The sequence below is a fragment of the Delftia sp. WSY_16 genome (assembly GCF_043104415.1).
GTDB lineage: Bacteria > Pseudomonadota > Gammaproteobacteria > Burkholderiales > Burkholderiaceae_C > Comamonas > Comamonas tsuruhatensis.
Genome location: NZ_JBICKS010000003.1, coordinates 109,297 through 135,110 on the forward strand (window position 1 = coordinate 109,297; position 25,814 = coordinate 135,110).

The window sequence follows — 25,814 nt, forward strand, 5'->3', positions numbered from 1 at the left end:
GCCGACTCCTGCCTCAGGCGCGGTAGGCCTCGGGGTCGAGGCGCTGCATCTCGGATTCGATCCAGTTTTCGACTTCCACCATCAGCTCCTCGTGCTTGCGGCCCACGGAAGGGATGGGCTTGCCTATGGAGACATCGACCACGCCCGGGGTCTTGATGAAGGCCTTGCGCGGCCAGCACTTGGCCGAGGTGACGGCAATGGGCACCACGGGCACGCCGGTCATGATGGCCAGGCGCGTGGCGCCGGTCTTGTACTCGCCGCGTTCGCCGCGCGGGATGCGCGTGCCTTCGGGGAACATGATGACCCAGGTGCCCTGGGCCAGCAGGCGCCGGCCCTGCTCCACGACCTTGTGGAATGCGCGCGAGCCGTGCTTGCGGTCGATATGGATCATGTCCATGCTGCCGATGGACCAGCCGAAGAAGGGCACCATGAGCAGTTCCTTCTTGAACACATAGGCCAGCGGGCGCGGCATGATCGCCGGCATGAGGAAGGTTTCGTAGGTGGATTGGTGCTTGACCAGCAGCACCACGCCCTGCTTGGGATCGGTGGGCAGGTTCTCCATGCCCTGCACGCGGTGGCGCACGCCCATGATCACGCGGGCGCTGTCCACCGACAGCTTGAGCCAGGCGCGCGCCACGGCATAGACGCGGCGCGGCCCGCCGCCCAGCCAGCGCGTGAGCAGCACGGCCAGGGTGTAGGGGATCACGGTGATGCCCATCCAGAGCATGTGGAGGGTGGAGCGGATCAGGGACATGGCGGCAGTGTGGTGCAGAAAGCGGCGCAGGGGCCGGGCGGCAGGCCCGGGCCTTGCGCCCTCAGGAATCGGAATTCACAAAGATAGCATTGTGCGCAGGACGGCAGGCCGGCGGCGCATGGGCAAAGCGCCATTCGGACGTTCAGGCGTTCAGGGAGCGGGTGCGGCATCTGCCGGAACCAGCGCATCGGCCAGCGCGGCCAGGCTGGCATGGCGCTGGGTGCCGGGCGGCAGTCCAGGCGGCAGCGCCCCGTCCAGAGACACTCCGGCGCTGGCGCCCGTGCAGACCAGGTGCAGGCGCGCGCCCATGGCGGCGCCGGCCTGCAGGTGGGCCACGCAGGAGCCGACCACCCACAGCTGATGCCCCTCGACGCCGAAGCGCTCGGCAATCTGCTCGAACAGCGCCGTGCCGGGCTTGCGGCAATGGCATTCCTCGTCCGGCGCATGGGGGCAGTAGAAAACCGCATCGACGCGCGCGCCTGCCGCCGCCATTTCGCGGTGCATGCGCGCGTGCACGGCATTGAGCTCGGTCACGTCGAACAGGCCCCGGCCCAGGCCTGGCTGGTTGGTGGCGACCACCACATGCCAGCCCGCCCGGTTCAGGCGCGCCACGGCTTCCAGCGCACCGCGCTGGGCCTTCCAGGCCTCGGCCGAGCCGATGAAGCCCTCTTCACCGATCTGGTTGAGGGTTCCGTCACGGTCCAGGATCGCAATTTTCATGGTCGGGTCCCAAGAATGTCAGAACTCAATTGCGCGCGTCCCAAGACGAGGGACACCGAGGAAGGGCCTAGGCCGGCCGCGCCGCCCCGCACCGAGGGTGTCGTCCCCCTCCCTTGCGAAGCAAGTAGAGAGGCGCCGTGCCACGGGGGGAAGGCGCGAAGCGCCTCAGGGGGTGCTCCATTCACGCCAGTCGCGAAAGGTCCGCCACGCGGTTCATGGCTTCGTGCAACGTGGCCAGCAGGCCCAGGCGGTTGGCCTTGAGCGCCGGGTCTTCGGCGTTGACCATCACATGCTCGAAGAAGGCATCGACCGGGGCGCGCAGCGCGGCCAGGGTCTGCAGGCTGGCCGTGTAGTCGCCGGCAGCAAACTGCTGCTGCGCCTTGGGCGCCACCGATTGCAGGGCTGCGTACAGGTCCTTCTCGGCCACCTCGGCCAGCACGGCCGCGTCGACCTGGGCCTGCACGGCCTGCTCGGTCTTCTTGAGGATGTTGCCCACGCGCTTGTTGGCGGCGGCCAGGGACGGTGCCTCGGGCAGCTCGCCGAAGGCGCGCACGGCTTCCAGGCGCTTTTGCACGTCGGACAGGCGCTGCGGGCGCAGGGCCAGCACGGAGTCCACTTCCTGGGCCGAGAAGCCCTGCTCGCGCAGGTTGCCGGCCAGGCGGTCGTAGATGAAGTCGGCCAGCTGGGGCGTGGCGTCCTCGATCTTGTCGCCGAAGGCGGGCAGCACGCTGACCAGCAGGGTTTCCAGATCCAGCGCCAGGTCCTTCTCGACCAGCATGCGGATCACGCCCAGGGCGTGGCGGCGCAGCGCGAAGGGGTCGCGGTCGCCCGTGGGCAGGTTGCCGATGCCGAACATGCCGACCAGGGTTTCCAGCTTGTCGGCCAGGGCCACGACCACGCCGGCGTTGCCGCGCGGCAGTTCGTCGCCCGCAAAGCGGGGCTTGTAGTGGTCCTCGATGGCATCGGCCACGGCCACGTCCAGGCCGTCGTTGAGCGCGTAGTAGCGGCCCATGGTGCCCTGCAGTTCGGGAAACTCGCCCACCATGTCGGTCACGAGGTCGGTCTTGGCCAGTTGCGCGGCCAGGTCGGCCTGCTGGGCCAGGCCCGTGTCGCCCAGCTGGCGGGCAATGCTCTTGGCGATGGAGCGCACGCGCTCCACGCGCTCGCCCTGGGTGCCGAGCTTGTTGTGGTAGACCACCTTGCCCAGCCCGTCCACGCGGGAGGCCAGGGTCTTCTTGCGGTCCTGGTCGAAGAAGAACTTGGCGTCGGCCAGACGCGGGCGCACCACGCGTTCGTTGCCGCCGATGACGGCGCTGGCATCCTGGGGGCTGATGTTGCTGACCACCAGGAACTGGTGGGTCAGCTTGCCGGCGGCGTCCAGCAGCGGGAAGTACTTCTGGTTGGCCTTCATGGTGAGGATCAGGCATTCCTGCGGCACGTCGAGGAATTCCTTCTCGAACTCGCAGACCAGCACATTGGGGCGCTCGACCAGGGCCGTGACTTCGTCCAGCAGGGCATCGTCCTCGATGGGACGGACACCGCCGCCCACGCGCTCGGCAGCGGCCTGCAGCTGGCGCGCGATCTCGGCACGGCGCTCGGCGAAGCTGGCAATGACGGCGCCTTCCTCGCGCAGTTGCGCGGCGTAGTCATCGGCGGAGCGGATGACCACGGGATCGACCGCCGCCTCGAAGCGGTGGCCATGCGTGGCCGTGCCGGCCGTCAGGCCCAGGGCCTTGACGCCGATCAGCACCTCGGTGCCGTGCAGCACCACCAGGCCGTGGGCCGGGCGCACGAAATGGACGCTGCTCCAGCCGTCGGCCAGCTGGTAGCGCATGACCTTGGGGATGGGCAGCCGGGCAATGGCTTCGTCCAGCGCCTTTTGCACGCCGTCGGCCAGCATCACGCCGCGCACGGTGGAGGCGTGGAACAGGGCCTCGGCCTTGCCTTCGCCCTGGCGGGTCAGGCTGGCAACGGCTTCTTCGCCGGCGCCCAGGGCGGCCAGCTTCTTGATCAGTGCGGGCGTGGGCTTGCCGTCGGCGTCCAGGCCCACGGAGACGGGCATGAGCTTTTGCGACACGGCCTTGTCCTCGGCCTGGGGCAGCACTTCGGTGATGTGGGCGGCCAGGCGGCGCGGCGAGGCATAGGCCGTCAGGCGCGCTTCGCTGGAGGCCAGCAGGCCCTGGGCCTTGAGCTGCTCGAACAGCACGCCGGCAAAGGCGTCGCCCAGCTTTTGCAGCGCCTTCGGGGGCAGCTCTTCGACAAACAGTTCAACAAGAAGATTCGATGCGTTCATGGTCTGGTGTTCTCTCGGTGCAGCGGTGTCCGCCTCAGGCGGCCTTCTTGCCCTGTTGTTCGGCGGCCTTGGCCAGCTCGGCCAGCACTTCGTCGGCATGGGCCTTGGGCGCCATGGGGAAGCCCAGGCGCGCACGGCTGTCCATATAGGCCTTGGCCACGGCGCGGGCCAGGTTGCGGATGCGGCCGATGTAGGCGGCACGCTCCGTCACGCTGATGGCGCCGCGCGCATCGAGCAGGTTGAAGGTGTGGGCGGCCTTGAGCACCTGCTCGTAGGCCGGCAGCGCCAGCTGTTCGCCGATCAGGTGGTTGGCCTGCTTTTCGTGGGCGCTGAAGGCGGTGAACAGGAAGTCGGCGTCCGAGTGCTCGAAGTTGTAGGTGGACTGCTCCACCTCGTTCTGGTGGTAGACGTCGCCGTAGCTCAGGCCGTCGGTCCAGGTCAGGTTGTAGACGTTGTCCACGCCCTGCAGGTACATGGCCAGGCGCTCCAGGCCATAGGTGATCTCGCCGGTGGCGGGCTTGCAGTCGATGCCGCCGACCTGCTGGAAGTAGGTGAACTGGGTCACCTCCATGCCGTTGAGCCAGACTTCCCAGCCCAGGCCCCAGGCGCCCAGCGTGGGGTTTTCCCAGTCGTCCTCGACAAAGCGGATGTCGTTCTTCTTGAGATCGAAGCCCAGGGCCTCGAGCGAGCCCAGGTACAGCTCCAGGATGTTGTCGGGCGCGGGCTTGAGCACGACCTGGAACTGGTAGTAGTGCTGCAGGCGGTTGGGGTTGTCGCCGTAGCGGCCGTCCTTGGGGCGGCGGCTGGGCTGCACGTAGGCGGCCTTCCAGGGCTCGGGGCCCAGGGCGCGCAGGAAGGTGGCGGTATGCGAGGTGCCCGCGCCCACTTCCATGTCATAGGGCTGGAGCAGCGCGCAGCCCTGGTCGGCCCAGTAGGACTGCAGCTTGAGGATGATTTGTTGGAAAGTGAGCATGACTTGTTTCAGGCGTCGCACGCAGGCCGGGGCCGCGCCGGTGAATGAGAGGCGGCTCGCGCCGCGCAAACGACGATTTTAAGGCGCCGCCCGGCCCTGCGCCGTGGCGCGGGCCTGCGGCCCCACGGCAGACGCTCCACAGGGCGATCTGCATCAAAAAACGGAGCAGGCGACACATGCCGGCAAAGGCCGTGGCGCGCGAAGACCCGAAAGCCCGCCTTGCACGACGCATCCGGATCATTTTTTGACAATTCACCGGGGCAGCGGCCGGTGGCCGTTCTCCCCGCCGCCATGCACGCCGCCTAGAATGGCCCATTGACCTTTTTTGTCGTGGACCAACACCGTTTCGGAGCCTGCCATGAACCTGATGAACATCATCACCAAGCAACTGATAGAGATCATCGAGTGGACCGATGACTCGCGCGACACGCTCTCCTACCGCTGGCCCGACGACGACAAGGAAATCAAGAACGGCGCCCAGCTCATCGTGCGCGAGTCGCAGCAGGTGCAGTTCGTCTCGGCCGGCCAGTACGCCGACCTGTTCAGCCCCGGCAAGCACACGCTGACCACGCAGAACATTCCCATCCTGTCCACCATCCAGGGCTGGAAGTACGGCTTCAACTCGCCGTTCAAGTGCGATGTCTACTTCATCAACACGCGGCTGTTCACGGGCAACAAGTGGGGCACCTCCAACCCCGTGATGGTGCGCGACCAGGACTTCGGCGCCGTGCGCCTGCGCGCCTTCGGCACCTATGACTTCCGCATCGTCGAGCCGGCCAAGTTCCTCAAGGAAGTGGCGGGCACGGACCAGAACTTCCGCATCGACGAGTTCGCCGACACCATGCGCTCGCGCATCATCAGCGTGTTCACCGAGTCGCTGGCCAAGGCCCGGGTGCCCGTGCTGGACGTGGCCCAGCGCTATGGCGAGCTGGGCGATGCGCTGCTGCCGCTGATCAACCCGGCCATGACGGACAAGTACGGCCTGGAGATCACCAGCTTCGTGCTGGAGAACGTGTCCGTGCCGCCCGAGGTGGAGCAGGCCATCGACAAGCGCTCCAGCATGACGGCCATCGGCAACCTCAACGACTACGTCAAGTACCAGATGGGCCAGGCCATGACCACGGGCGGCGAAGGCGCTGCCGCAGCCACCCTGCCCGCCACCATGGCCATGGGCTTCGGCATGGCGCAGGAGATGATGAAGAGCATGCAAAACGGCGGCGGCGCCGGTGGCGCACCGGCCGGCCAGGCCTCCGACCCGTTCTCGCCTGCCGCCGCCCAGGCCGCCCAGGCGCCGGCAGCGCCCGCCGCCGGTGGCCTGCAGGTGCTGACTCCGGCACAGGCGGCCCAGGTGCTGGGTGTCAGCGAGGCCGATGTGCTGGCCGAGATCCAGGCCGGCAACCTCAAGGCGCGCCAGATCGGCAGCCAGTGGCGCATTGCGCAAGCCGCACTCGATGACTTCCTGCGCGGCTGACATTTCCGTGGTTTGACCCTTTGCGGCGCCAGGCCCTGCTTGGCGCCGCGTCCCGTTTTCCAGGACCGATGCCGTGAGCGCGCCCTCCTCCAGTTCCTCCAGCACCTCGACTTCCCCCGCCTCCGGTTCCTGGGAGGCCGCTGCCGCCGCGCCGGCTATGGTGCGCAAGCACCCCTGCCCCGAATGCGGCGCCAACCTCGAATGGAATGCCCAGGCCCAGGCGCTCAAGTGCCCGTACTGCGGCACCACGGTGCCCTGGAGCGAGGAAACGCGCGAGGAACTGGGCCGCGATGTGGTCGAGCAGGACCTGGCCGAGGCACTGCGCAACCCCAAGTCCGGCCGGGGCTGGGGCACGGAGGACCGCTACGAGGTCCAGTGCCAGAACTGCCGCGCGATCTCGGTCTTCGTCAACCGCACCGTGGCCCAGCGCTGCGACTTCTGCGGCTCGCCCTCCATCGTGGCCCACGAGGGCCAGGGCGATGCCATCACGCCGCAGAGCATCCTGCCCTTCAAGATCAGCGACGGCCAGATCCGCGACCGCATACGCCAGTGGTACGGCAGCCGCTGGTTCGCGCCCAACCGCCTGAAGTCCGCCGCGCTGACCGACACGCTGCACGGCGTGTACCTGCCGTACTGGACCTTCGACGCCCACGCCAGCGCCGACTGGCAGGCCGAGGCGGGCTTCTACTACTACACCACCGAGTCCTACCGCGACAGCAACGGCAACGTGCAGACGCGCCAGGTGCGCCATGTGCGCTGGGAGCCGGCCTCGGGCAGCCTCGCCCATTTCTTCGACGACGAGCTGGTGCCCGGCACCGTGGGCGTGCACGCCAACCTGCTGCGCCAGGTGGAGCCCTTCCCCACCACCACCGACCTCAAGCCCTACACGCCCGAGTTCGTGCGCGGCTGGACGGTGGAGCGCTACCAGATCGACCTGGGCAAGGCCGCGCAGGTCAACGTGCAGGACATGGACGAGCAGCTGCGCGCCCTGTGCGCGCGCCAGGTGCCCGGCGACACCTACCGCAACCTGCAGATGCAGCGCGAGTACCAAGGCCGCACCTTCAAGCACATCCTCGTGCCGGTCTGGCTGGTGGGCTACACCTACGGCAGCAGGACCTTCCAGATCATCGCCAACGGCTACACGGGCCAGATCGCGGGCGAGCGCCCCTACAGCGCCCTCAAGATCACGCTGGCCGTGCTGGCCACGATCATGGTGCTGGCGCTGCTGTGGGTGATGTTCGGCCAGTAAGTAGGCCGGCTGCCGCTCACCACGCGCTCCAGACCTCCTCGGCCAGACCGAACGCCGTGCTGGCGCCGGACCCACCCGTCACAGCGACCACGCGCGTGGCCTCGTCGGGCGCATGCACCACGCAGGGCGCGTCCTGCGCACTCGGGTAGACGCCCACCCAGCGCTCCACCACCTGGGCATCGCGCAGGTGCAGGGCCTCGTTCATGTGGCGCAGCATCAGCCGGTCCACGGCTTCGCTGGCAAAGGGCTGGGGCGCTGCGCCGTAGTGGTGGGAGTCGCCCACCACCAGGCTGCCGTCGGCGCTTTGCACGGCGATCAGGTGGATGCCGTGGGCCAGGCTCTCGCCCTCCTCCCGCTCCAGTTCGGCGCGCAGCGCGGCGGCTTCGGGCAGGGCGCTGTAGCCCTCGTATCTGACCATGCTCAGGTCCCCCATGACCGAGCCCTTGAGCTGCAAGCCCGGCTGCGGCCGCACGCGCAGCATCTGCAGCTGGCACAGCTGGATGCGGTGCGGCGTCCACAGGCCGGCGAACAGGCCGCCCGGGTCGGCGTTGTTGCAGACCACCACGCGTTCGCCGTGGTAGCTGGCGCGGGCGCTGCGCACCCGGGGTGCTGCCACCTCGAGCACGGCCTCGCCAAAGCGGAAATCCACGCCCATGGCCTGCTCCAGCCACTGCGCCAACCTGGCAATGGCTGTGCGCGACTCCACGCGCAGCTCATGCGGGCTGTAGAGCACGGCGCTGAGGTCTTCGGTGCGCAGTGCCGGGTGGCGTTCGGCGGCCTGGGCCGGCGTGAGCAGCTCGCAGCGCTCGCCCATGGAGGTGCTCAGAAAGGCGTGGAGCACGGCCTCGGCGCTGGCCCGGCGCGCCGTCAGCCACAGCCCGCGGTGCACGACCTCGATGCCGGCCTGCGGCGCGATCTCGGCCCAGGTATCGCGCGAACGCATGGCCCGCTGCCAGTGGGCGCCCGCCTGCTGCCCCGTGACAGTGACAAAGCCGAAATTGCGGATGGAGGCGGAGATGCAGGCCGCGTCGCGCTCGATGACGAGCACGCTGCGGCCACGGCGCGCAGCCGCATAGGCGTGGGCCAGGCCGACAATGCCGGCCCCCACCACGATCAGGTCGTAGTTCTTCATGGGAGAAAACAGAGGAGAGGGAAAGGAAAAAAGTCAGCGCTGGCGCCAGCGCTGCGTGCGCCGCTGCACCCAGGCATCCAGCGCCGCGATCAGCAGCCGGCCCGCAGCGGCCGTGGCAAAGATCAGCGTGGCCATGGCGGCGGCCGGCGCGGTGTCGCCCGCGTCGTCCATGGCCAGCACGGCCACCGAGGCCAGCGTGGTCTCGGGCGAGTACAGGAACACCACGGCCGACACCGTGGTCATGGCGTTGACGAAGAAATAGCCGGCCACCTGCATGACCACGGGCAGGCATACCGGCAGGTGCACGCGCCACAGCAGCGTCCAGAAGGCCACGCCCATGGAATCGGCCACGCGCTCGTACTCGGCATCGAGCTGCTGCAGCGCGGCCAGTTGCGTGATGTGCGCCACCGAGAAGAAATGCGCCACCGAACACAGCACCAGGATGGCCATGCTGCCGTACAGGAAGTGCAGCGGATTGCCCTGGGCATTGAAGAACAGGATGTAGCCCAGGCCCAGCGCCAGCCCCGGCACGGCCATGGGCAGCGTGGCCACGGCATGCAGCCACTGGCGCGTGCGCGCCCAGCGTACGGGCTTGGCCACCAGGTAGGCGGTCACAAAGCTCAGCACCGCGCCCAGCACGGCCGTGGCCAGCGCCATGGACAGCGAGTTGCCATAGCTGGCCCAGCCGCCGCCGTCCATCATGTCGAAGCGGTAGTTCTTGAATGTCAGCGTGAGGTTGTACGGCCAGTAGCTGACCAGGGAGGCCAGCACGGCCGTGCCCATGACGGCCAGCAGCGCCAGCGCCACCAGCGCGCAGTAGGCGAACAGCGCGCGGTCCAGCGGCGCATGGGGCTGGGGCACCAGCGGCACGGAGCGCACGCCCATGGTGGCCGCCTGGCGCGCACGCAAATGGCGCTCGGCCGCAAAGGCCAGGCCGGCCGGCACCAGCAGCAGCATGGCCACCACCGCACCCATGGACAGGTTTTGCTGGCCGATGACCTGCTTGTAGATGTCGGTGGCCAGCATGGCCGTGTTGCCGCCAATGACCTTGGGCACGCCGAAGTCGGTCACCACGAGCACGAAAACCACGATCCACGAAATCATCAGCCCGTAGCGGCTGGCCGGCAGCGTGACCTGGCGGAAGCTGCGCCAGCGGCTGGCGCCCAGCGTGGCGGCCGCCTCGTACAGGCGCGCATCGCCCGAGGCCAGCGTGGTGCACAGGATCATCAGCGCATGCGGAAAGGTCCAGAGCACCGAGCCCACGATGATGCCGAAGGGCCCGTAGGCCGAGCCCCCCTGCAGCCAGCCCTTGAGCAGGCCCTGGCTGCCGAACAGGTAGATCAGGCTGATGGCCATGAGCAGCGAAGGCGCCAGCAGCGGCACCAGGGCCAGCGCGCGGAACCAGCGCGCCAGCGGCATGCAGCTGCGCACCACGCCATAGGCGTAGGCATAGGCCAGCAGCACGCACACCGTGCTGCTCACGGCCGACAGCCACAGGCTGTTGAACAGCGATTGCGCCACGCCCGGCATGCGCGCATAGGTGATGAACTGGGCCAGGCCCGTGAAGCGGCCCGTGTCGTCCCAGAAACTCCTGCCCAGCAGGCTGGCCACCGGCAGGGCGATGGTGGCCAGCAGCCAGGCCAGTGCGCCCAGCACCAGGGCGCCCAGCCACCAGCGCTCCCAGCCTGCGCTGCGCCCCTGCGGACGCACGGGCCCTGCAGGCGCGCTGCGGCGGGCGCAAGCGGAGCGGTCCACCGGCACCGGCACCGGCACGGAAACGGCCGTGTCCATGGGATGCGCGCTCATGCGGCCTTCCTCGCGTCGGGCGCCGCCAACGGCTGCAGCGCAGCGGCGGGCAGCTCCATCAGCACCTCGCCCTGCAGCCAGTCGGGCAGGCCCACGTCGTGGCGCAGGGGCCACTGGGCGTCAACCTGGCATTGCAGCGTGGGGCTGTACAGGCGCACCAGGGCCATCGATCCGAGGAAGGAGGTCTCCACCACGCGGGCGCGCAACAGGTTGGGCAACGCCGTGGGCTGGGCCGGGTGCAGCACCACGCTTTCCGGACGCACGCCGACCAGCAGCGCGTCGCCACGCTCGAAGCCGGCCAGCGCACAGCGCAGGCTGGCTTCGCCGATGCGCACCTGGTCCGCCCCCTCGGCCGTGGCCGGCAGCAGGTTCATGCGGCCCACGAAACCGGCCGCGAACTGGCTCACGGGCTGGGCATAGAGCTGCTCGGGCGAACCCTGCTGCTCGATGCGGCCCTGGTGCATGAGCACCACGCGGTCGGCCATGGACAAGGCCTCTTCCTGGTCGTGCGTGACCATGATGGAGGCGATGCCCAACTGGCGCTGCAGCTGGCGGATCTCGCTGCGCAGCTCGGTGCGCACCTGGGCATCGAGCGCGGACAGCGGCTCGTCGAGCAGCAGCAGGCGCGGCCGGGGCGCCAGCGCGCGGGCCAGTGCCACGCGCTGCTGCTGGCCGCCCGACAGCTGGGCCGGGTAGCGCTGGGCCTGCGCGCCCAGACCCACCAGGGACAGCATCTCGGCCACGCGCTCGCGCGCCTGCGCCGCAGGCTGCCCGTTCAGCCCGAAGGCCACGTTCTGCGCGGCCGTCAGGTTGGGAAACAGCGCATAGCTCTGGAACACCACGCCGAAGCCACGGCGCGCGGCCGGCCAGCGCGTGATGTCATCGCCCTGGAACAGCACCCTGCCCTCGTCAGGCATGTCGATGCCGCAGACGATGCGCAGCAGCGTGGTCTTGCCGCAGCCCGAAGGGCCGAGCAGGCTGACGAACTCGCCCGCCTCCACGTTCAGGTCAATGCCGCGCAGCACCTGCTGCTCGCGGTAGCGCTTGGCGATATGGTCTATGCGCAGCATGGCGTGGCTCCGGCTTACTTTTTCTCTGCCTTGGCTTCGTAGCGGCGGCTCCACTCGGCCAGGATGCGCTCGCGGTTGGCCGCGGCCCAATCGAAGTCGTTCTTCGCCAGCCGCTTTTCGAGGTCGGCAGGAATGAACTCCAGCTTTTCCTGCGCCTCGGGCAAGGCCAGCACGGCGAAGTTGGCGGCGTAGAGCTTGTTGGCCTCGGGCGTGACGGCCCAGTCGGCCAGGGCCTTGGCGGCTTCCTGCTTCTTGCTGGTCTTGAGGATGGCCGTGGCCTCCACATCCCAGCCCAGGCCTTCCCGGGGAAAAACGATGTCGATGGGCGCACCATCCTTCTTGGTCTTGCTGGCGCGGTATTCGAAGCTCAGGCCCACGGGAAACTCGCCGGCCCCCGCCTGGCGGCAGGGCTTGGAGCCGCTGTGCGTGTACACGCCCATGTTCTGGTGCAGGCCGTCCATGTAGGCCCAGCCCTTGTCCTCGCCCATGATCTGCAGCCAGGCCGCGACCATCAGGTAGCCCGTGCCGCTGGAGGCCGGGTGGGGCATGGTGATCGTGCCCTTGAACTCGGGCCTGACCAGGTCGGCCCAGCTGGCGGGCACCGGCAGCTTGCGCTTGCCGGCCTCCACGGTATTGAAGCAGATGGCCGACGACCACAGGTCCATGCCCACCCAGGTCGGCTGGGCGCGCGGATCGCGCATGTTGGCGCGCACCTTGTCCAGGCCCTTGGGCGCATAGGGCTGCAGCATGCCCTGCTTGTCCAGCAGCATCAGCGAGGTGGCGGCCACGCCCCAGATCACGTCGGCCTGGGGATTGGCCTTTTCGGCCAGCAGGCGGGCCGTGATGATGCCCGTGCTGTCGCGCACGAACTTGAGTTCGATCTCGGGATGGGCCTTCTCGAAGCCGCTCTTGTAGGCCTTGATCTGGTCGGCCTCCAGCGCGCTGTAGACCAGCAGCTCGGTCTTGGCCGCATGGGCCAGGGAGGCGAAGGAGGCGACGGTCAGCGCCGCAGAGGCAATGGCAAGGCGGCGGCCCAGGGAGGCAAGGGTGTGGCGCATGGCGTGTCAGTTCCGTTGTGGGTTCGTGGACAGGCGGCAGGGTCGCCACCTCTGACACCCACTGTAGAAAGCGCAGGTGAAACGTCCGTGTCACACAACGGAAATTTGGCGAAGCGGGTATTGGCGGATTTGGGTGCCCTCCGCCCCTCGGCGCCCCCTCGCCCCGCTCCCGCCTTCTTCAGCGGCGCGGCTTTACCCTGCCCGGGCGCTCAGCCTGGGCCGTCTGCGGCTGCAGCGCATCCAGCAGCCGGTCCTGCAGGCGCGCGCGGTGGGCAAGGTTCTGATCCAGCCTGGCGGCCAGCGCGTCGATGTGCTCGCGCATCAACTGCTCGGCGCGCGCCATGTCGCCGGCCGCCAGCGCATCGACGATGGCCTCGTGGTCGGCATTGGAGTGCTGTGCCTCGGTCTGCGACTGGTACAGCGCAGACACCAGGGTGGTGCGCGCCGACAGGTCGGCCATCATGGCCGTGAGAAAGCGGTTGCCCATCTGCTCGGCCAGGCAGACGTGGAAGTCGGCCAGCAGCACGCTGCGCTGGCCGGCGTTGTCGGCCTCTGCGATGGCGCCGCGCTCCTGGGCCACATGCTCGCGCAGCGTGCGTATGGCCGCCTGCAGCGGCCGGCCCGCGTCGCGCAGCATGCCGGACTCCAGCACGCGGCGCGCGGCATAGGTTTCCTGGGCTTCCTCGAACGAGGGCTCGACCACGTACCAGCCCTGGCGCGAGCGCACCTCGACGAAGCCGCGCGCCTGCAGCTGCATCAGCGCCTCGCGCACCATGGTGCGGCTCACGCCGAAGACCTCGGCCAGTTCCTTTTCGCCCAGGCGTTCGCCAGGACGCAGCTTGCGCTCGACGATGGAGCGCATCACGCGCTCGGCGATCAAGGCCGGCCCGGTGGCCGGCGCATCCTGCGGCTCGGACATGGCGGCCTCCTCAGGCCGCGGCCGGAATGCGGCGCGGGCGCAGCGTGGCCATCACCCAGTACACGCTGCCGCCGATCAGCACGCCGAAGAACCAGCCGTAGGTGCCCCACCAGACCGGCAGCAGGCTGGTGAAGTTGGGCAGGATGGTGGAGAACACGCTGCCGATGCCGGTGGCGATCAGCGCGTTGACGTTCCAGCCGCCCTCGTAGCGGTACTCGCCATGTTCGTCATACAGCGCGGCCACGTTGATGTTGCCCTTGGCCACCAGGTAGTAGTCCACCAGGATGATGCCCAGCAGCGGCCCCATGGTGGCGCCGATGGCGTTCACGAAGTGGGCAGCGCCGCCCTCCCATGGTGCAAAGGGATAGAGAGCCAGGGCAATCAGTGCGGCGATGTATCCGCCGCGCTTGAAGTCGATGCGCTTGGGAAACACGTTGGAAATATCGAACGCCGCCGAGACGAAGTTGGCCACCACGTTGATGCCCAGCGTGGCCACGGCAAAGGTGACGGCGGCCAGCAGGGCCAGCACCCAGCTGTCGAACTTGGCCGAGATCTGCTCGGGGTGCAGCAGCACCTCGCCATAGACCTTGAAGGCCGCAATCGTGGTGATGCCGGCCACCAGCGAGAAAGCGATCAGATTCACGGGCAGGCCCCAGAGGTTGCCCTTGGCCACCGCCTCCTTGTTCTTCGCATAGCGCGAGAAATCGCAGAAGTTCAGGTACAGCGCCGCAAAGTAGGTGATCCAGGTCGCGCCCACGGCCATCAGCGCCCAGAAGCTGCCCGGCGCGCCGCTCACCCCCGCATCCTTGGTCTTGTCCAGCAGCACATCCACGGGAATGCCGTGGTCGAAGCTGAAGCCACCGGCCTTCACGCACAGGCCGATGGCCAGCACCAGCATGGCGATCCACACGGCAGGCCCGGCCCAGTCCTGGAATCGCCGCACGGTCTCCATGCCCCTTTGGATGATCAGCAGCTGCAAGGCCCAGATGACCACGTAGCAGATCACCTCCAGACCCGAATGGCCCAGCCAGTGCGTGGTCTGGTGGAAGGACAGCAACGCCTCATTGCGCACCAGCAGCGCCACCATGGCGCCCGAGGCGGCCGCCGTCTGCGCCCCGTACCAGAAGCAGGCCACGATGGCTCGCACCAGGGCAGCCAGATTCGCGCCCCATACCCCGAAGGACGCACGCGCCAGCACCGGATAGGGCACGCCGGTCTTCTCGCCCGCATAGCCCACCAGGTTCATCAAGAAGAAGATGACCAGGGAGCTGATGCCGATGGCGATCAGAAAATTGACGAAGCTGCCGCACAGCAGAAACAGGCTGGCCGCCAGGTAGTAGCCCCAAAGGCTGTGCACGTCCGAAGTCCAGACGTTGAAAATGCTGAAGGCGCCCCAGCGGCGGTCCTTGGTGGGCGCCAGGTCTTCGTTGTAAAGACCCGGCGAAGGATTGCGAATATCCATTGCTGCGCTCCTTGATCACGAGCAATCACTGACACAAGACCAGCCGAGACCCATGAATCAGCTGGCACGCAAACTGGTATGCAAGAAGTGTGCCTTCAGGCGCAGGAGTTGTTTCCAGGGACATACCCGGCCACGCCGGCCCTGCGCATCACGGCGCCATGTTGAAATGGCGCCAGGCATTCCTGACCCCAACACCCCGCCATGTTCGTCACGCAGCTCAAGTCCTTCTTCTGGGTGGCCCGCCTGGGCAGCATCACGCAGGCGGCACGCCAGCTTTCGCTGAGCCAGCCCACCGTGACCACCCAGATCCGCGCGCTGGAAGAGCACTACGGCGTGGAGCTGTTCCATCGCCAGGGCGGGCGCCTGTCCATCACCGATGCCGGGCTGCGCCTGCTGCCCCAGGTCGAGCAATTGCTGCTGCAGACCATCCAGCTGGAGTCGGCGCTGCGCCATTCGGGCGATGCCAGCCAGGGCCAGCTGCGCATCGGTGCGACGGCGCCCTACTACGTGCTGGACATCGTCAAGCGCTACCAGCGGCGCTTCGAGCGGGTGGAAGTGGCCATCGTGGGCGGCAACTCGCGCCAGATGGTGCAGGCGCTGGTGGACTACCAGGTGGACCTGGCGACCTCATCGCACCTGGAAGGTGATCCGCGCCTGCTGCGCGTGGAACTGGGCCAGGACCCGCTGGCCCTGCTGGTGCACCGCAGCCACCGGCTGGCGCAGCGCACCATGGTGCAGGCGTCCGATCTGGTGCAAGACACGCTGATCCTGCGCGAGCGCGGCTCCATGACGCGCCAGCTCACCGAACAGATGCTGGCCGCCGCCGGCCTGGCACCGCGCCACATCATGGAAATCGCCAGCCGCGAAGCCATCCGCGAGGCCGTGATCCGCGACATGGGCATCAGCGTCTTCGCCCGGCATGAAGCCTCGGCGCACCCCGACATCGTCGTCCTGCCCTTCGCAGGCCCCGTGCCGCGCCTGCCCGAATACCTGTACTGCCTGCGCGAACGCCGCCAGGCCCGGCTGATCGCCGGCTTTCTGGAGGAAGCCGTGCCGGGCGGGGTGCTGCCGGACCAGATGTGAACTGGCTCAGGCCAGCTCGGCATCCGCCAGCAGCGGCTGCCTGAGGTCCTTGTCCGACAGCGACAGCTCCACATCGAGCTGCGGCCACTGCACGCCGATGGCCGGGTCGTCCCAGGCAATGCCGCGATCGGCCTGGGGCGCGTAGAAGGCCGTGGCCTTGTAGAGGAAGTCGGCGCTGTCGCTGAGCACCATGAAGCCGTGGGCAAAGCCTGGGGGCACCCACAGCTGGCGGTGGTTGTCTTCCGTCAGCTCGGCGCCCACCCATTGGCCGAAGGTGGACGAGCCCTTGCGGATGTCCACGGCCACATCGAACACGGCGCCGCGCACCACGCGCACCAGCTTGCCCTGGGCATGGGGAGGCAGCTGGTAGTGCAGGCCGCGCAGCACGCCCTTCTTGCTGCGGCTGTGGTTGTCCTGCACGAACTGGTGGTCCGTGCCCGTGGCCTGGTTGAAGGCCTGCTGGTTGAAGCTTTCGAGGAAGAAGCCGCGATCGTCACCAAAGACCTTGGGCTCGATCAGCATCACCTCGGGAATGGCCAGGGGTGTTGCCTTCATGCGTGCACCTTTTCCTTGAGGATCTGCAGCAGGTACTGGCCGTAGCCATTCTTGGCCAGGGCCTGGCCCAGCGTCTCGAGCTGGGCACGGTCTATCCAGCCCTGGCGGAAGGCGATCTCCTCGGGGCAGGAGACCTTCAGGCCCTGGCGCTGCTGCAGCGTGGCAATGAACTGCCCTGCTTCCAGCAGGCTGTCGTGCGTGCCCGTGTCCAGCCAGGCATAGCCACGGCCCATGAGCTCCACATTGAGCTGGCCCTTGTCCAAGTACAGGCGGTTGAGGTCGGTGATTTCCAGCTCTCCGCGCGCCGAGGGCTTGATGGACTTTGCCAGCTCAACGACCTGGCTGTCGTAGAAATACAGGCCCGTGACCGCGTAGTTGCTCCTGGGCTGCCTGGGTTTTTCCTCCAGGGAAAGCACGCGGCCCTGGGCGTCGAACTCGGCCACGCCATAGCGCTCGGGGTCCTGCACGTGGTAGGCAAACACCGTGGCGCCCTCGCTGCGCGCGTCAGCGCGTTCGAGCAGGCGGGGGAAGTCGTGTCCGTAGTAGATGTTGTCACCCAGCACCAGGGCGCTGGGGGCGCCGGCCAGGAAGTCCTCGGCGATCAAAAAGGCCTGGGCCAGTCCATCCGGGCTGGGCTGGACGGCGTACTCCAGCTTCAGGCCCCACTGCGAGCCGTCGCCCAGCAATTGCTCGAAGCGCGGCGTGTCCTGCGGGGTGCTGATCACGAGGATCTCGCGGATGCCCGCGAGCATGAGGGCGCTCAGCGGGTAGTAGATCATGGGCTTGTCGTAGACCGGCAGCAGCTGCTTGCTGATGGCCAGCGTGGCCGGGTGCAGGCGGGTGCCGGAGCCGCCAGCGAGGATGATGCCTTTGCGTTGCGCGTTCATGGGGTGGGTCCTGTCGTTCGTGCTGAGTCGCAAGACCGCGCTCAGATGATTTCCTGCAGCATGCGGTCCACGCCTGCCTGCCAGTGGGGCAGGCGCAGGCCGAAGGTCTGCTGCAGCCGGTCGGTGTTCAGGCGGGAATTGTGCGGACGCTGCGCCGGGGTGGGAAAGGCGCTGGTGGGCACGGCAGCTATGCGCCGCACCTTCCAGGGCCGTTCGGGCGCGAGTTCGCGGGCGCGGGCGATCACGTGGCTGGCATAGGCATGCCAGGTGGTCTCGCCACCGGCCACCAGATGGTGCAGGCCTTCGCCGCCGGACTGGCGCAGCACCTGGCGGATGGCATGGGCCGTCACGTCGGCGATCAGGTCTGCTCCCGTCGGCGCGCCCCATTGGTCATCGATCACGCTCAGCACCTCGCGCTCCTGGGCCAGGCGCAGCATGGTCTTGGCGAAGTTGCCGCCGCGCGCCGCATAGACCCAGCTGGTGCGAAAGATCAGGTGGCGGCAGCCCGAAGCCTGGATCAGCTGCTCGCCTTCGAGCTTGCTGCCGCCATAGACGGACAGCGGCGCCGTGGCCTCGGTCTCCGTGCGCGCAGCGCTGCCGCTGCCGTCGAAGACGTAGTCCGTGCTGTAGTGCACCAGCAGCGCGCCGGTCTGCGCCGCCTCGCGGGCCAGCACCTGGGGAGCCAGCGCATTGAGCAGCCGCGCCTGTTCCGGCTCGCTTTCGGCCTTGTCCACGGCCGTGTGGGCGGCGGCATTGACGATGACATCGGGACGCAGAGCGCGCACGGTACGTGCGAGTTCATCGAGGCGAGAGAGATCGCCGCACAGGCCCTGGCCACCGGCGTCGTCCTGGCGGTCCAGCGCAATCAACTCGCCCAGCGGCGCCAGGCTGCGCTGCAGCTCCCAGCCCACCTGTCCATTGCGGCCCAGCAGCAGCAGCTTCATGCGCCGGCTCCCTCCGTGTACTGGCGGCTGACCCATTCGCGGTAGGCGCCGGACTGCACATCGGCCACCCACTCGGGATTGTCCAGGTACCACTGCACGGTCTTGCGGATGCCGGTCTCGAAGGTCTCCGCGGGCTTCCAGCCCAGTTCGCGCTCGAGCTTGCGCGCGTCGATGGCATAGCGCCGGTCGTGACCGGGGCGGTCCTGCACATAGGTGATCTGGGCAGCGTAGCTGGTGCCATCGGCCTTGGGGCGCAGCTCGTCGAGCAGCGCGCAGACGGTGTTCACGATCTCGACGTTGGGCTTTTCGTTCCAGCCGCCCACGTTGTAGGTCTCGCCCAGCTTGCCGGCCTCCAGCACGCGGCGGATGGCGCTGCAATGGTCGCGCACATAGAGCCAGTCGCGCACCTGCATGCCATCGCCATAGATGGGCAAAGGCTTGCCGGCCAGGGCGTTGACGATCATCAGGGGGATCAGCTTCTCGGGGAAATGCAGCGGGCCGTAGTTGTTGCTGCAGTTGGTGGTCAGCACAGGCAGGCCGTAGGTGTGATGCCAGGCGCGCACCAGGTGGTCGCTGGCGGCCTTGCTGGCCGAGTACGGGCTGTTGGGTTCGTAGTTATGGTCTTCGGTGAAGGCCGGTGCCGCTGGCGCCAGGCTGCCATAGACCTCGTCGGTGGAGACATGCAGGAAGCGGAAGGCCGCCCTGGCCTCGGCATCCAGCGCGCTCCAGTAGCCGCGCACGGCCTCGAGCAGGCGGAAGGTGCCGACCACGTTGGTCTGGATGAAGTCCTCTGGGCCGTGGATGGAACGGTCCACATGGCTTTCGGCCGCAAAGTTGACCACGGCGCGCGGCTGGTGCTCGGCCAGCAGGCGGGCCAGGACTTCGCCATCGCCGATGTCGGCCTGCACGAAGACATGGCGCGCATCGCCCTGCAGGCTCTCCAGGCTCTTGAGGTTGCCCGCGTAGGTGAGCTTGTCCACGTTGAGCACCGGCTCATCGCCGGCAGCCAGCCAGTCCAGCACGAAATTGGCGCCGATGAAGCCGGCGCCGCCTGTGACAAGAATCATGGTTCAACCTTGCAAAATTTCATTGTTCTTGGTTCGGGGTTCAGGCAGCAGCCTGCAGTGCTGCCTCCCGCGCGACCTGGGCATTGTCGGCGTTCACCAGTGAAAAAGCCCGCAGGAGGCGGGCTTTTTCCTTCAGGACACGCCTTTTACACACCAGGGCGTATTCACTGGCCCTGCCAGCGGCGCAGCACCAGCGAGGCGTTCGTGCCACCGAAGCCGAAGCTGTTGGACAGCACGGTGTTCAACTGGGCATCGCGTGTGCGCGTGACCAGGGGCATGTCGTTCAGCGCGGGATCGGGCGTGTCCACGTTGACCGAACCCGCGATGAAGCCCTTGTTCATCATGATCATGCAGTAGATGGCTTCCTGCACGCCGGTGGCGCCCAGCGAGTGGCCGGTCAGCGACTTGGTGGAGGAGAACGGCGGCACCTGGTCGCCGAACAGCGCGCGCATGGCGCGCACTTCCTGCATGTCGCCCACGGGCGTGGAGGTGCCGTGGGTGTTGATGTAGTCCACGCCGCCTTCGAGGCCTTCAAGGGCCTGCTGCATGCAGGCGATGGCGCCGTCGCCCGAGGGCGCGACCATGTCCTCGCCATCGCTGGTGGCGCCAAAGCCCACGACTTCGGCCAGGATGTTCGCACCCCGGGCCTGGGCGTGCTCCAGGCTTTCCAGCACCACCGCGCCGCCGCCACCTGCGATCACGAAACCGTCGCGGTGGGCGTCATAGGCGCGCGAAGCCTTTTCGGGCTGGTCGTTGTACTTGCTGGACATGGCCCCCATGCCGTCGAACAGCAGTGCCATGCCCCAGGACAGCTCTTCGCCGCCGCCGGCAAACATCACATCCTGCATGCCCCAGGCGATCTGCTGCGCCGCTGCGCCGATGCAGTGCGCCGAGGTGGAGCAGGCCGAGGTGATGGAGTAGTTGATGCCCTTGACCTTGAAGTTGGTCGCCAGGCAGGCGGACACCGTGGAGCTCATGCAGCGCGTGACCTGGTAGGGCCCGACGCGGCGAATGCCCTTTTCGCGCAGCGTGTCGGCCGCCTCGATCTGGTTGGCCGGCGATCCGCCGCCCGAGCCCATGATCAGGCCGGTACGCGGATGGCTGACCTGCTCGGGAGCCAGGCCGGCCTGGGCGATGGCATCTTCCAGCGCGATCTGCGCATAGGCAGCGGCATCGCCCATGAAGCGCAGCTGCTTGCGATCGATACGTGCCTCGACGTCGATCTCCGGCACACCGGCCACCTGGCTGCGCATGCCCAGTTCGGTGAACTTCGGCATGGCCTTGATGCCCGTGCGCCCCTCGCGCAGCGAGGTCTCCACGGTATCGAGGTCGTTGCCGATGCACGAGACAATGCCCGCGCCGGTGATGACTACGCGACGTTTGGTCATGCTGCCGTTCCCTGGCCTTCACCCTCGCGCAGGAACAGGCCCACGCGCAGGTCATTGGCGACGTAGATTTCCTTGCCGTCGGCCAGCAGGCGTGCATCGCCGATGGCCATGTTGAGCTTGCGCTTGATCACGCGCTTGATGTCGATTTCGTAGGTCACGAGCTTGACGTCAGGACCCACTTCGCCCGTGAACTTGACTTCGCCGGCGCCCAGCGCACGGCCCCGGCCGGGAAGGCGCAGCCAGGTCAGGTAAAAGCCGATCAGTTGCCACATGGCGTCCAGACCCAGGCAGCCGGGCATGACGGGGTCGCCCCGGAAATGGCAGTCGAAGAACCAGAGATCAGGCTTGATGTCGAGTTCGGCGACGATCTTGCCCAGGCCGTGGGCGCCACCATCCGTGTCGATGTGCGTGATGCGGTCGAACATCAGCATGGGAGGCAGTGGCAGACGCCCGCTGTCTGCGGAAAACAGCTTGCCTTCGCCCGAAGCGATCAGTTGCTCATACGAAAAAGAATCGGCCATTGTCTAACTTGCTCCACGGCGGCACTGACGCCACCTCTATCTCTGAATGGGTGCGGCCCGCAGCGGACCATGCAGCCGCGCATTATCGGGGCTGAACGTTGCCAGACTGCAACAAAACCCCGAGGCCGCATCAAAACTCTGCCACAAAAGCCACGCCGACCCAGGTCGCGGGACTTGGCTACAGCCCCTGAACCGAGGCCCTGCGGCGGCCCATCCAGGCCACCAGCAGCACCGCCGCAGCAGCGGCGCACAGCGGGACCAGGCCTGCTGCATTCACCCAGCGCGCAAACGGTGTCAAGGCCTCGCGGCCCTGCACACTGGCCTCAAGCACCGCGCGCTCGTAAGGCACCAGCGCGTGCGTCACCACGCCCCGGTGGTCGATGGCCACCGTGGCGCCGGTATTGGTGGCGCGCAGCATGGGGCGCTCGAACTCCAGCGCCCGCATGCGGCTGATGGCCAGATGCTGGTCGATCGCCACGCTGTCGCCAAACCAGCCGATGTTGCTGAAATTCACCAGCACCGTGGGCGCCGTCGCTGCATTGCCGAAATGTGCACCCAGCTCTTCGCCAAACAAATCCTCGTAGCAGATGTTGGGTGACAGCCGCTCGCCAGCCCAGGCCATGGAAGGCTGGCCCAGCGCGCCGCGGTTGAAATCGCCCAGCGGTATGTTCATCATCTGCGTGAACCAGCGAAACAGCGGCGGGATGAACTCCCCGAAGGGCACCAGATGGTGCTTGTCGTATTGGTAGTCCTGGATCTGGCCAGGCTGCCAGCCCACGACCGAGTTCGTATAGCCGGCCTCTTCCGAGCCCAGCGGGATGCCCAGCAGCGCCGCCTGCCGGCCATCCTTCTTCAGATATGGTTCGCGCAGCAGGTCCAGGTATTCCTCGGGCAACTGCTGGGGCAGCAGGGGCACGGCCGTCTCGGGTGCGACCACCAGCTGCGCCGTGGCCGCGCGCAGCTCCCGCCCGTACCAGCCCAGGGCCAGCGGAATGCCGCTGCCGGCCTCGAACTTCTCATCCTGCGGGATATTGCCCTGCAGCATGGCCACGCTCAGCGCTGGCCGTTCGGCCGATGGTGCATTGATGGCGGCATCGCGAAGCCACCACAGCCCGCCCCAGGCCAGAACCAGGGCCGCCACAGTGGCCGCGCACCGTGCAGGCCGAAGGGCTTGTCCGCCCCGCGAACCGGCCGCCAAGGCGGCCAGCCAATACGCCAGCCAGGACGCCACCGCCCCCGTGCCGTAGACGCCGATCCAGCGCGGCAGCACCGACAGGGGCCCTTCGACGTGGGCATAGCCCCCCGCGCCCCAGGGAAAGCCGGTCCACAGCCAGCCACGCGCCAATTCGGCCAGCAGCCAGACGGCGGCGAAAAGCAAGGCGCCGCCCGCCGTGCTGGTGGGGCGCAGCTTGTGCCAGCCCCAGGCGGCCACCGCGTAGTAGCTGCCCAGGAAGGCCGCAAGCGCCAGCACGGCGGCAACGGCCAGCGGCGCAGGCAGTCCGCCATAGACATGCATGGAGATGAACAGCCACCAGAAGGTGGCCACCAGCCAGGCGGTGGCATAGAGCATGGCCCGCCCCGCCGCCTGGGCCGGGCGCTGTGCCGTCTGCAGGGCGCGTGCCAGCACGGCCAGCGACAGAATCTGCAGCCACCACAGCGGGCGGCCATAGCCGCCGACCAGGCTCAGCGGCCCGTCGCCCTGGCCGCGCGCCCAGGGCCAGGCCAGCGACAGGGCCTGGGCTGCACCCGCAAGCAGCAGCAGCACGCCCACGGCGAGCCGGCCCATGCGCCGGCCGTCTTGCGAAAAAGCGGAAGAACTGGACAGGGGCATCGGCCAGGTACGGGAGAGATGTCGGTGGGGATAGAAAGGGGCAGCCTCAGCTGCGCAGCAGACTGTCGGCTGCGGGATCGCGCACCACCTTGAACCAGCGCACGGCGCCGCCCTTGGTGTGCAGCACGGTGAATTCCAGGCCGGCCAGATGGATCTGCTCGCCGCGCTTGGGCACATGGCCCATTTCGTGGGCGATCAGGCCTCCGATGGTGTCGAACTCATCTTCGGGATCGCGGGCATGCAGGGCGACCTCGAAGGCTTCGTTCACATGCTCGATGGTGGTGTCGCCCGCCACGCGGTAGCTGTTGTCGGCCAGGGCGAAGATGTCGCCCTCGTCCTCGGGGATGTCGAACTCGTCCTCGATCTCGCCGACGATTTCCTCCAGCACATCCTCGATGGTCACCAGGCCTGCCACGCGGCCGAACTCGTCGATGACCACGGCCAGATGGTTGCGGTTGCCCCGGAACTCGCGCAGCAGATCATTCAGGCCCTTGCTCTCCGGCACGAAGGCGGCGGGGCGCAGCAGGGCGCGGATGTTCAGGTCCGGTGAACGCTGCAGCTTGAGCAGGTCCTTGGCCAGAAGGATGCCGATGATGTTCTCGCGCTCGCCCTGGTAGACCGGGAAACGCGAATGTGCAGTGGTGATGACCTGGTGCAGCAGTTCATCGAACGGAGCGTCGATGTTGACCAGGTCCATGCGAGGGGCTGCGACCATGACGTCGCCGGCCGTCATGTCGGCCATGCGTATCACGCGTTCGAGCATGACGCGGGACTCGGGGCCGATGACCTGGTTGTCCTCGGCGTCGGCCAGGGTCTCGATCAGCTCGTCAGGAGAGTCAGGGGCCGGGTGGATGAACTCGGCCACCTTTTGCAGGAAGCTTCGCTTGCTTTCCTTCTCGGAAGAGCGCGCAGGATGGGGGTCGGACACTGTCTTGGAGTGCAGGACGTGCGGTAGTGAAACAAGCCGCAAGGATAGCGGATTGCTCCGTCACCCCTGCATGCGCTGCGCCAATTCCCTTTGCGGCGTTTTGCGCCTATTCGCCGGCCTGGTGGCGGCCATCCTGCACGCCACGGCGGATTTCCTGCACGTCGGCCAAGAAATCCCAGAACTGCTTGGCCTGCTTCTTGAGCTGGTAGTCCACCTCGCCGATGTGCTCGGTCATCAGCGACGCCATGTGCGTGTCGATGCCGGCGGGCGGCAGCTGCAGGTAGGCCTCGGACTCGGAGCCATCGCGCTTGATGGTGGCGCCGGCCTTGCGCGCAATCTTGAGCATGGCCGTGTTCTCCGACAGCGCGTGGATGAACATCATGGACACGCCCTTGGTGCGTGCATGGATCACCGCGCGGTTGAACAGGCGCCCGCCGTAGCCGCGGCCGCGTGCCTGCTTGAGCACGGAAACGCCGAATTCGGCGCAGCTCTTGTGCTCGGGATGCGAGGCAAAGGCCAGATGCGCCATGGCGATCAGCTCGAGCCGGCGGTTGTAGATGCCGAAGATGTCGTCGCGCTCGAAATCAAGCTGCATCGCATAGCGGCGAACCTGCTCGTCGCTGGCGGCATAGCCGAAGCGCAGGTAGCGGTCGCCTTCATCGAGCTTGAGCAAATGCGCCACCACGCGTTCGCGGTGGGACGGGCCCAGCGAACGAATGGGCACCATGGACGCGGAGCGCCCATCGGGACGGTGCGGCTGGCCTGCGCTCGCACGCAACATGTCCCGGCCGGCCTGCCAGGACGCCTTCAACCAGTCTTTGGATGCATTCATGGCTCAAATATAGGTAAAAACCCGAGGTCGAGCAACGAAGATATTGCAATGCAACAAAACCGTAAGGTTTTGGCATGCAAACCAATTCCCCCTCCCTGCAACACCCAACGGCCTGGCGCCTGTCGAGCCCGAAGGCTACAAAGGCACGGCCGTGGTCACCTTGACGCGGTCCATCACGAAGCTGGTCTTGCAATCCTGCACGCTGGGATGCTTGAGCAAGGTGTCCATGACGAAGCGCGTGTAGTGCTGCATGTCGGCCACGACCACACGCATCAGATAGTCCATCTCCCCGGTCAGCGACACGCACTCCACCACTTCGGGCCAAGTCTGCACGCTGGCGCGGAACACGTCCATGGGGTTGCGCTTGCTGGTCTCGGTGTACTTCTCCAGGCGCACGTTGAGATAGGCGGTCAGCCCCAGGCCCACGGTCTCCGGCTGGACCAGGGCCACATAGCGGTCGATCACGCCGCTGTCTTCCAGGCGCTTGACCCGGCGCAGCACGGCACTGGGAGACAGGCCGACCTGCTCCCCGATGACGTCATAGGTTTCCCGGCCGTTGGCCTGCAGGCGGCGCAAAATGGCCCGATCCAGTTTGTCGATGGTGTGCGTGGCGCTCATGGCGGTGGACTCGTAAATAAGTACGGATTTCTTCAGGGTTAACCCGAATTAACCAGTTAAATTGCGATAAACAAAAGAATTCCGCAATTTTCATGCATTCCGCATTTTCCCACCAAGGGCAAACGGCAAAAAGCTGAAGCCCCTCCCGCCTACAGTGACAGCACTGATCGCAAGCCCGCAGGCCATGCCTGGGGCGCCCGAAACACTGTCCTGCACAAAAAGGCCGGAGACCCCCATGAAAGCCCCGCTGAAC

Annotated in this window: 23 protein-coding genes; 3 read left to right on the forward strand and 20 right to left on the reverse strand. The window is 67.4% G+C overall.

The genetic code is table 11. The features are described 5' to 3' along the window. Window positions 1-13: 13 nt before the first annotated feature. The 4 genes from ACF8O7_RS01310 to glyQ all read right to left on the reverse strand — a co-directional run bounded on the left by ACF8O7_RS01310 (window position 14) and on the right by glyQ (window position 4,740). Entirely contained in the window at window positions 14-754 is a 741-nt protein-coding gene (locus ACF8O7_RS01310) for a 1-acyl-sn-glycerol-3-phosphate acyltransferase (RefSeq protein ID WP_016446474.1), read from the reverse strand. A gap of 150 nt (window positions 755-904) precedes the next feature. After that, a complete protein-coding gene (locus ACF8O7_RS01315) occupies window positions 905-1,474 on the reverse strand; it encodes an HAD-IIIA family hydrolase (RefSeq protein ID WP_013804243.1) in 570 nt (189 codons plus the stop codon). 181 nt (window positions 1,475-1,655) lie between these two features. After that, entirely contained in the window at window positions 1,656-3,767 is a 2,112-nt protein-coding gene (glyS, locus tag ACF8O7_RS01320; RefSeq protein ID WP_126311300.1) for a glycine--tRNA ligase subunit beta, read from the reverse strand. Window positions 3,768-3,801: 34 nt separating this feature from the next. Then, entirely contained in the window at window positions 3,802-4,740 is a 939-nt protein-coding gene (gene glyQ, locus ACF8O7_RS01325; protein WP_016446477.1) for a glycine--tRNA ligase subunit alpha, read from the reverse strand. Between the two features lie 358 nt (window positions 4,741-5,098). Here glyQ and ACF8O7_RS01330 point away from each other — a divergent pair, with 358 nt between their 5' ends. Beyond that, window positions 5,099-6,211, forward strand: coding sequence for an SPFH and helix-turn-helix domain-containing protein (locus ACF8O7_RS01330; protein WP_016446478.1), 1,113 nt, complete (start codon window positions 5,099-5,101; stop codon window positions 6,209-6,211). A 73-nt stretch (window positions 6,212-6,284) separates the two neighbouring features. Continuing rightward, window positions 6,285-7,460: a zinc ribbon domain-containing protein gene (locus tag ACF8O7_RS01335; RefSeq protein ID WP_034365104.1), complete on the forward strand. Its 1,176-nt coding sequence runs from the start codon at window positions 6,285-6,287 to the stop codon at window positions 7,458-7,460. 16 nt (window positions 7,461-7,476) lie between these two features. Here the strand turns inward: ACF8O7_RS01335 and ACF8O7_RS01340 are convergent, their stop codons facing one another. From ACF8O7_RS01340 to ACF8O7_RS01365, 6 genes are all read right to left on the reverse strand, one after another. Beyond that, on the reverse strand, window positions 7,477-8,592 hold the full coding sequence (locus tag ACF8O7_RS01340; RefSeq protein WP_047470349.1) for a TIGR03364 family FAD-dependent oxidoreductase: 1,116 nt from the start codon (window positions 8,590-8,592) through the stop codon (window positions 7,477-7,479). Between the two features lie 33 nt (window positions 8,593-8,625). Next, window positions 8,626-10,398, reverse strand: coding sequence for a putative 2-aminoethylphosphonate ABC transporter permease subunit (locus ACF8O7_RS01345; protein WP_043789909.1), 1,773 nt, complete (start codon window positions 10,396-10,398; stop codon window positions 8,626-8,628). Continuing rightward, a complete protein-coding gene (locus tag ACF8O7_RS01350; RefSeq protein WP_016446482.1) occupies window positions 10,395-11,468 on the reverse strand; it encodes an ABC transporter ATP-binding protein in 1,074 nt (357 codons plus the stop codon). The genes ACF8O7_RS01345 and ACF8O7_RS01350 overlap by 4 nt, the downstream gene beginning before the upstream one ends. Before the next feature lie 14 nt (window positions 11,469-11,482). Continuing rightward, complete coding sequence (locus ACF8O7_RS01355; protein ID WP_126311299.1) at window positions 11,483-12,526, reverse strand: putative 2-aminoethylphosphonate ABC transporter substrate-binding protein; 1,044 nt, start codon at window positions 12,524-12,526, stop codon at window positions 11,483-11,485. A 178-nt stretch (window positions 12,527-12,704) separates the two neighbouring features. Then, window positions 12,705-13,445 carry a GntR family transcriptional regulator gene (locus tag ACF8O7_RS01360; protein ID WP_061287146.1) on the reverse strand — a complete coding sequence of 247 codons (741 nt, stop codon included), beginning with the start codon at window positions 13,443-13,445 and terminating at the stop codon, window positions 12,705-12,707. Between the two features lie 10 nt (window positions 13,446-13,455). Continuing rightward, window positions 13,456-14,907 (reverse strand): NCS1 family nucleobase:cation symporter-1, encoded by a 1,452-nt coding sequence (locus ACF8O7_RS01365; RefSeq protein ID WP_126311298.1) that lies wholly within the window; start codon window positions 14,905-14,907, stop codon window positions 13,456-13,458. Between the two features lie 201 nt (window positions 14,908-15,108). On the opposite strand from ACF8O7_RS01365, the gene ACF8O7_RS01370 reads away from it, so the two are divergent. Next, entirely contained in the window at window positions 15,109-15,990 is an 882-nt protein-coding gene (locus ACF8O7_RS01370) for a LysR substrate-binding domain-containing protein (protein WP_017407333.1), read from the forward strand. 6 nt (window positions 15,991-15,996) lie between these two features. Here ACF8O7_RS01370 and rfbC read toward each other — a convergent pair whose 3' ends face one another. From rfbC to ACF8O7_RS01420, 10 genes are all read right to left on the reverse strand, one after another. Further along, window positions 15,997-16,545 carry a dTDP-4-dehydrorhamnose 3,5-epimerase gene (gene rfbC / locus ACF8O7_RS01375; RefSeq protein WP_016451844.1) on the reverse strand — a complete coding sequence of 183 codons (549 nt, stop codon included), beginning with the start codon at window positions 16,543-16,545 and terminating at the stop codon, window positions 15,997-15,999. Then, window positions 16,542-17,432, reverse strand: a complete 891-nt coding sequence (rfbA, locus tag ACF8O7_RS01380) for a glucose-1-phosphate thymidylyltransferase RfbA (RefSeq protein ID WP_126311297.1) — start codon at window positions 17,430-17,432, stop codon at window positions 16,542-16,544. Before rfbA ends, rfbC begins: the two co-directional genes overlap by 4 nt. 41 nt (window positions 17,433-17,473) lie before the next feature. Continuing rightward, complete coding sequence (gene rfbD / locus ACF8O7_RS01385) at window positions 17,474-18,376, reverse strand: dTDP-4-dehydrorhamnose reductase (RefSeq protein ID WP_392442068.1); 903 nt, start codon at window positions 18,374-18,376, stop codon at window positions 17,474-17,476. Beyond that, window positions 18,373-19,443, reverse strand: coding sequence for a dTDP-glucose 4,6-dehydratase (rfbB, locus tag ACF8O7_RS01390; protein ID WP_034365112.1), 1,071 nt, complete (start codon window positions 19,441-19,443; stop codon window positions 18,373-18,375). Before rfbB ends, rfbD begins: the two co-directional genes overlap by 4 nt. A 164-nt stretch (window positions 19,444-19,607) precedes the next feature. Further along, window positions 19,608-20,831 carry a beta-ketoacyl-ACP synthase I gene (gene fabB, locus ACF8O7_RS01395; RefSeq protein ID WP_016446491.1) on the reverse strand — a complete coding sequence of 408 codons (1,224 nt, stop codon included), beginning with the start codon at window positions 20,829-20,831 and terminating at the stop codon, window positions 19,608-19,610. Then, window positions 20,828-21,352 (reverse strand): bifunctional 3-hydroxydecanoyl-ACP dehydratase/trans-2-decenoyl-ACP isomerase, encoded by a 525-nt coding sequence (gene fabA / locus ACF8O7_RS01400; RefSeq protein WP_016446492.1) that lies wholly within the window; start codon window positions 21,350-21,352, stop codon window positions 20,828-20,830. The genes fabB and fabA overlap by 4 nt, the downstream gene beginning before the upstream one ends. Before the next feature lie 178 nt (window positions 21,353-21,530). Then, entirely contained in the window at window positions 21,531-23,138 is a 1,608-nt protein-coding gene (gene lnt / locus ACF8O7_RS01405; protein ID WP_370690605.1) for an apolipoprotein N-acyltransferase, read from the reverse strand. A gap of 91 nt (window positions 23,139-23,229) precedes the next feature. Next, entirely contained in the window at window positions 23,230-24,111 is an 882-nt protein-coding gene (locus ACF8O7_RS01410) for an HlyC/CorC family transporter (protein WP_016446494.1), read from the reverse strand. Window positions 24,112-24,217: 106 nt separating this feature from the next. Next, window positions 24,218-24,943: a GNAT family N-acetyltransferase gene (locus tag ACF8O7_RS01415; RefSeq protein ID WP_016446495.1), complete on the reverse strand. Its 726-nt coding sequence runs from the start codon at window positions 24,941-24,943 to the stop codon at window positions 24,218-24,220. Window positions 24,944-25,078: 135 nt separating this feature from the next. After that, window positions 25,079-25,561: an Lrp/AsnC family transcriptional regulator gene (locus ACF8O7_RS01420; RefSeq protein WP_016446496.1), complete on the reverse strand. Its 483-nt coding sequence runs from the start codon at window positions 25,559-25,561 to the stop codon at window positions 25,079-25,081. Window positions 25,562-25,814 lie beyond the last annotated feature (253 nt).

Coding starts and splice junctions, on each gene's coding strand:
- ACF8O7_RS01420 (WP_016446496.1), bottom strand. CDS start 25,561: ATGAGCGCCACGCACACCATCGACAAACTGGATCGGGCCATTTTGCGC.
- ACF8O7_RS01330 (WP_016446478.1), top strand. CDS start 5,099: ATGAACCTGATGAACATCATCACCAAGCAACTGATAGAGATCATCGAG.
- ACF8O7_RS01310 (WP_016446474.1), bottom strand. CDS start 754: ATGTCCCTGATCCGCTCCACCCTCCACATGCTCTGGATGGGCATCACC.
- ACF8O7_RS01340 (WP_047470349.1), bottom strand. CDS start 8,592: ATGAAGAACTACGACCTGATCGTGGTGGGGGCCGGCATTGTCGGCCTG.
- ACF8O7_RS01365 (WP_126311298.1), bottom strand. CDS start 14,907: ATGGATATTCGCAATCCTTCGCCGGGTCTTTACAACGAAGACCTGGCG.
- ACF8O7_RS01350 (WP_016446482.1), bottom strand. CDS start 11,468: ATGCTGCGCATAGACCATATCGCCAAGCGCTACCGCGAGCAGCAGGTG.
- rfbA (WP_126311297.1), bottom strand. CDS start 17,432: ATGAACGCGCAACGCAAAGGCATCATCCTCGCTGGCGGCTCCGGCACC.
- fabB (WP_016446491.1), bottom strand. CDS start 20,831: ATGACCAAACGTCGCGTAGTCATCACCGGCGCGGGCATTGTCTCGTGC.
- glyQ (WP_016446477.1), bottom strand. CDS start 4,740: ATGCTCACTTTCCAACAAATCATCCTCAAGCTGCAGTCCTACTGGGCC.
- lnt (WP_370690605.1), bottom strand. CDS start 23,138: ATGGGCCGGCTCGCCGTGGGCGTGCTGCTGCTGCTTGCGGGTGCAGCC.
- ACF8O7_RS01415 (WP_016446495.1), bottom strand. CDS start 24,943: ATGAATGCATCCAAAGACTGGTTGAAGGCGTCCTGGCAGGCCGGCCGG.
- rfbB (WP_034365112.1), bottom strand. CDS start 19,443: ATGATTCTTGTCACAGGCGGCGCCGGCTTCATCGGCGCCAATTTCGTG.
- ACF8O7_RS01345 (WP_043789909.1), bottom strand. CDS start 10,398: ATGAGCGCGCATCCCATGGACACGGCCGTTTCCGTGCCGGTGCCGGTG.
- ACF8O7_RS01360 (WP_061287146.1), bottom strand. CDS start 13,445: ATGTCCGAGCCGCAGGATGCGCCGGCCACCGGGCCGGCCTTGATCGCC.
- ACF8O7_RS01370 (WP_017407333.1), top strand. CDS start 15,109: ATGTTCGTCACGCAGCTCAAGTCCTTCTTCTGGGTGGCCCGCCTGGGC.
- fabA (WP_016446492.1), bottom strand. CDS start 21,352: ATGGCCGATTCTTTTTCGTATGAGCAACTGATCGCTTCGGGCGAAGGC.
- rfbC (WP_016451844.1), bottom strand. CDS start 16,545: ATGAAGGCAACACCCCTGGCCATTCCCGAGGTGATGCTGATCGAGCCC.
- ACF8O7_RS01355 (WP_126311299.1), bottom strand. CDS start 12,526: ATGCGCCACACCCTTGCCTCCCTGGGCCGCCGCCTTGCCATTGCCTCT.
- ACF8O7_RS01315 (WP_013804243.1), bottom strand. CDS start 1,474: ATGAAAATTGCGATCCTGGACCGTGACGGAACCCTCAACCAGATCGGT.
- rfbD (WP_392442068.1), bottom strand. CDS start 18,376: ATGAAGCTGCTGCTGCTGGGCCGCAATGGACAGGTGGGCTGGGAGCTG.
- glyS (WP_126311300.1), bottom strand. CDS start 3,767: ATGAACGCATCGAATCTTCTTGTTGAACTGTTTGTCGAAGAGCTGCCC.